Annotated in this window: 5 protein-coding genes; all 5 read right to left on the bottom strand. The window is 63.9% G+C overall.

Going from position 1 to position 4,720, the window contains the following annotated elements:
- On the bottom strand, positions 1–2,307 hold a 2,307-nt coding region (locus JJ869_RS22120), incomplete at its 3' end, for a phage tail protein (protein WP_292270854.1).
- Between the two features lie 292 nt (positions 2,308–2,599).
- A complete protein-coding gene (locus JJ869_RS22115; protein WP_292270852.1) occupies positions 2,600–3,007 on the bottom strand; it encodes a hypothetical protein in 408 nt (135 codons plus the stop codon).
- Between the two features lie 2 nt (positions 3,008–3,009).
- Positions 3,010–3,570 (bottom strand): hypothetical protein, encoded by a 561-nt coding sequence (locus JJ869_RS22110; RefSeq protein WP_292270850.1) that lies wholly within the window; start codon positions 3,568–3,570, stop codon positions 3,010–3,012.
- Positions 3,571–3,586: 16 nt separating this feature from the next.
- Positions 3,587–4,174 (bottom strand): hypothetical protein, encoded by a 588-nt coding sequence (locus JJ869_RS22105; protein ID WP_292270848.1) that lies wholly within the window; start codon positions 4,172–4,174, stop codon positions 3,587–3,589.
- Position 4,175: 1 nt separating this feature from the next.
- On the bottom strand, positions 4,176–4,720 hold a 545-nt coding region (locus JJ869_RS22100), incomplete at its 5' end, for a phage tail tape measure C-terminal domain-containing protein (protein WP_292270847.1).

Here is a 4,720-nt window from a genome sequence, read left to right as displayed (position 1 = left end):
GGCAGTGCGCGCGTCGATCCGGTCGTTGAGTGCCAATGCCGCGACGCCGATTTCTGAGCGCAGGCGGACACGTCTGACCGTTCCGAGATCAAGCCCAGCGGCAAAGCCATATTGCCCGTCCATTGCCGACACCTGCGTCACACCATCTGCGGTCGCCGTCGCGAGCGTCAGGTTCGAACCCGCAACCTGCAGCCCGGATTTCGGGCCGAAGAAGCCGGGATCGGCCTGCAGGAAGTCCAGGGTCGAGAAGGCCAGCACCTGCGCGCCCTTGGTCGAGACCCGGGTCTCAGGCCCGGCGCGGCCGCCGCTGTCTTCAGCTCTCACGAGATACGTGCCGGGTTTCAACGGCACGACGGCGATGGCTTCGCCGCCGGAGACTCGATCCATCGAATAGCTGTCGGCCCAGGTGGCCGTCGCTTCCTTGGAATGCCGGATGACGATGTTGCCGCCCACGCGGACGTCGGGATCGGCTGAGCGTGTCCATTTGAGGATCGCAAGGCCACCCGCCGTTTGCAGTGTGACATTCTCGAGAGGCAATGGAGGGGCGGTAAGCCCGAGGATCTCTGCCTCGGTCTGTTGCCAAGGCGAAGAGACACCCAGAACCGAGATGGCTTTGACCCGGAAAGCCCAAGCCCCCGGCGCGATGTCGCGGATTTCGAGCGCGGTGCCATCAGTGCGGCCATAATCAATCCAGTCTGAAGCCCCCGTCATTTTGCCTTGCAGCTGATAGGCCGCGACAAAACCCGAAGGTGCAGCTTCCCAGCTGATCTTCGCCAGTACCTTCAGCCCACCCCCATCCCGCGTGATGTAGAGGTCCTCGGTGACCTGCGGCGCACCCGGCGCCGGAATGTCATAGGCGTTGGGTAGCGCCGTTCGTGGGGCGGCGGCGTAGATCTGCTGCTCGGACGCTGACCAGTCGTAGACCAAGGGCGAGGTCTCCCGCAGGACCAGCTCTGGGAGCAGGAGCGCTCCATCGCCCGAGGCTGTCAGATCAAGGCTGACCCCGTGCACCTCGAAGGGCTTCGCCGCAAAGCCCCAGCGAGCATAAGAGAGCGTCACCACATCGCCGACGGTGGCCGCCCAGGCGGAAAGCTTGCCCGAGAGCCGCACAGTCATTTGTCGACGCGCCCGCTCGAGCTCGATCTTCGCCAGCCGCTGCGCCATGGCGGCCGAGATCGTGAAGGGCAGCGAGACATCGCGCCATTTCCGCTCGCCGCCATCCTCGGCCAGATAAACATCCGAGGCATAGGCCGGGAAGTCATCCGGCTGCCAATCGTTTTCGGGGCTGACAAACTGCCCGCGCACGCCGTTGAAGTTCGACGACATCGTGACGCGCGTTGCGAGCGTCAGCCCGCCTTCGCGGACATTGTCCGAAGTGAGCGCCACATCAGGCGCGCGCCAGGCACCAGCATGAATGCGCCAGGACCCGCCCGAGAAGGCGCAGCGCCCGGCGAATGACGAGAGCAGTCCCTCGATGATCGTCTTCGGGACTTCTGAGAGGGTGATCACCCCATTGCAGGCATAGCGTGGCTCGGACCCGCCACCGGCCAGCGCGACGGTCTCGTCACAGATGTTCGCCGCCTCGACGAGGGACATCTCGTCAATCCCGTCGGGCTCTCCAATGCGCGCGCCGATGCCCCAGGTCGGGTTGGCCATGTAATCGGCAAGGCAAAGTGCGGGGTTTTCCGAATACCCCGAAGTTTGCGTCCGCGGGTCCCAGATGTCATCTTTGCCCTCGATGTCTACCGTGATGTTCGGGATGCCGCCCGGGAAGGCATCCTGGTCATAGGTGAGCCGCAGCCGGACCGCGGCACAGCCTCGCAGCCGATGGTTCTCAGTCCATTTGTCTGGCAGCGCAGCTTTTAGATCCGCGAAGGCGGTCTGGTTGGCGGCGCCCAGTTTCTTCTCGACGAGGACCTTGCCGGCCCAGCGGCCTTGGTCGGCCCCCGCGGCATTCACCGCCACTTCGCCCTCAAAATAGATGGCGCCGATCGATTTCACCCGATGGGTGGCCAGCACGATCACCAGATCGAGGTATTTGTTGTCCGACCCCGAGGAGTGCAGGAAGACAATCACCCCACCTTTGCGGGTGCGGCCATAGACGAGATCGCGGGGCACAACGGGCTCTCGGATCGTCACCGTCCGTGGCTGCATCGTCGTCTGCGGTTTTGGCATCAACGCTTGCGCCGCGTAGGACAGCAGAAGCGTGCCGCCGATCCGCAAAAGTGCGGCTCCAATTCCGCCTGCAGCCAATACGCCGCTGATCGCCCCCGCAATCGCGGTGACGGCTGTCACGATTAAGGGCATGGATTTGGTCCGATACTTTAGGTGTCGTCGTGCCCCGTTAGGGACGAATTATTTGGAGTGCTGTTGACCAAGGAATGATCAAAGCCACGTTTCTGGTTACCCAACGGTCATTCAAGGCTCCAGCAGAGCCAAGAAGATGCGCGCTGAACTGAAGTTGTGTGGCTGGATAAGGGCAACGTTGGACCAAGCAGTCCCAAGCTGCCGAACCGCCAGGTCCACGTTAGACCCTTCGCGCGGTCCGGGAAGGGAGGCCTGGGCCGCGCACTTGGTGAATAGTTGCTCCATGTTCAGATCAAAAACGCCATGCGCGCCGGCAAGCAGTCAACGGCACTGTCACAAGGCCCTCGGGCGCCATGCCAACCGCCGAGGCCCCTGTGCAAATGCCGAAGCCAAGCCCGGTGTCGGACAGAACGATGTCGCCGCGTTGGGCGAGAAGGACGGATTGTTTAGGTTCACCAAGTAAGGCGCCCCCCATGTCCTCAAGCGAGGCCCAGCCCAGACGCCGCATCACACGCGCGCCGCCGAGCGCCGTGGTGTAGCGCCCGCGCCAGATGGCCGCGATATCCTCACCGCCGGTCAAAATCATGCGCGTCTCAAAAGCAAAGGTCGGGCAGTCATGGACGCCCCAGACGAAAGGCTTTGCCCGTGCCGTATCAATGGCTGCGGCGAGAAGACGTTCCCAGTGTTCGACGCGTGCCATCTCTATCCACGTCCCCAAGTGATTTCCCGATCCTGGATCGCGGTGACGTATTCGAACCCGAGATCGCCGGGAAATAGGACCTGCTGGCTTTCATGGGTGTAGCGCCAGGTCCGCGCCACGGTCAGGTCGATCAGACGGCTTTCATAGCTGATGGTGATCGTGCAGGTGTCCGCGTCATCCTTGATTTCAGGGACATCAAGCCTGCCCGAGAAAGCCTGAACCGGATCGGCGATGATGCTTCCGTCTTCACCGAGCAGTCCCAGCCAGATCCGGCCCGGCAGGCCCTGGCGCGCTTCCTCAATGGCCATTTGGACAAGGTCCAGTGGCACGCCAGAAAGCGAGACGGCCGTGCCGCCTGCCACGACCTCGCCGGTTTCATCAAGCGAGCCAAGGCCCAGGAGCGACCCAGCCCCCGCCCAGCTCTGCCCGTTCCAACTTACGTCTCCCAGCCCCGACCAGATCCGGACCCAGCCCGTGGCGAACTGACCCTCAAAAAAGATGACCGGCCGCAGGCTTTGATCGGCCAGTGCGGTGGCAAAGGCCATTGTGAGATCGCGGCTCATTAGATGGCCTCGCTGGTTAAAGGGCTTCGCGGGCGGTGATTGTGAAGCGGTGCTGATCCGCCCGGCTGATGACCGAAGGGACCGGGGCCGTCAGGCGCAATAGAACAGACGGGGCATCAAGGCCGAGCAGCGTACCGACCGGAACCGAGGCCCTGAGCGGCGGCACGAAGGCGAGCATGGCCTCGCTGCCCAAAGGCGTCACATCCGCCGTCAACTGATAGAGCCTCGTGGTGGCCTCCGAACCCAGTTGGAAGAAGTCGCCTGCGCGCAGACCAAGCCCCCAACCTGCCGTGCGCAAGGTGGATGCCCCTGCGACTTGCGCCTCGGTCACGTAAGGATTGCCCGCCGCCACAGGCACCTCGATCGAAGGATCAGGGAAGAGGAACCGACCCCGCAATCCACCAAGGGCGGTGAAGAAGGCCGAAAGCCGCCGAGCCTTCGCTCCTTGGGTCCCCGCCATCTCGATCTGGTATTCCCACCACGACGCGCCCCAGTCCTGGATCTGGGACGTGCCAGTAAAGGGCGAACGCGCCTCGGCGACGGACGTCACCAGCCGCCGCTCGAGCGAGGTGACGAGCGTCAGGGGCAAGACAGGAATGGTCATTTCAGATCACCTGACCCCGGCGCCGCCCATCGGCCACGCTTTCTTTGGCGATGCGGGCGATTTCCGGGATAGCCGCACGAAGGCGCGCATCAATCTGCTCAGCCACGCCCATCTGCGCCCCGCGCGCGTCGATGTTCACGGTGACGCCCGCGCCAGCATTGCCTTGTCCGTAGCTAGCCGCCTCGCGCCGGTTCAGCACCAGTTCCCCACGTTGCAGAATTGTCGGGACCTCGTCGGGGCGAAGACCCGCCCAACCGCCGGAATGCATCCGGGGAGCACCAGCAAAGGCCAGCGCGGGCACCTGCCGCGTATGGCCCGACAGCCCAACGATGCCGCCCGCATGCGAGACGGCCGCCGCGACGGACCCGCCGCCAAAGATGCCAGAGAGCGCCGAGGCGATGGGCCCCAGCACCGCGCGCTTGAACGACAGAACCGCCAGGTCCGCCAGGATCGAGCGTACGAGGCTCTTGAAGTCGAACTTGCCCGTTTCAACAAAACTCCGGAACGCGCTTTCCGCACCGTTGAAGGCACCGGTCAGGGTTTCGC

The organism is Marivita sp. (assembly GCF_017643905.1).
In the GTDB taxonomy this organism is placed as follows: domain Bacteria; phylum Pseudomonadota; class Alphaproteobacteria; order Rhodobacterales; family Rhodobacteraceae; genus Marivita.
This window is presented reverse-complemented; position numbering and strand designations above follow the sequence as displayed.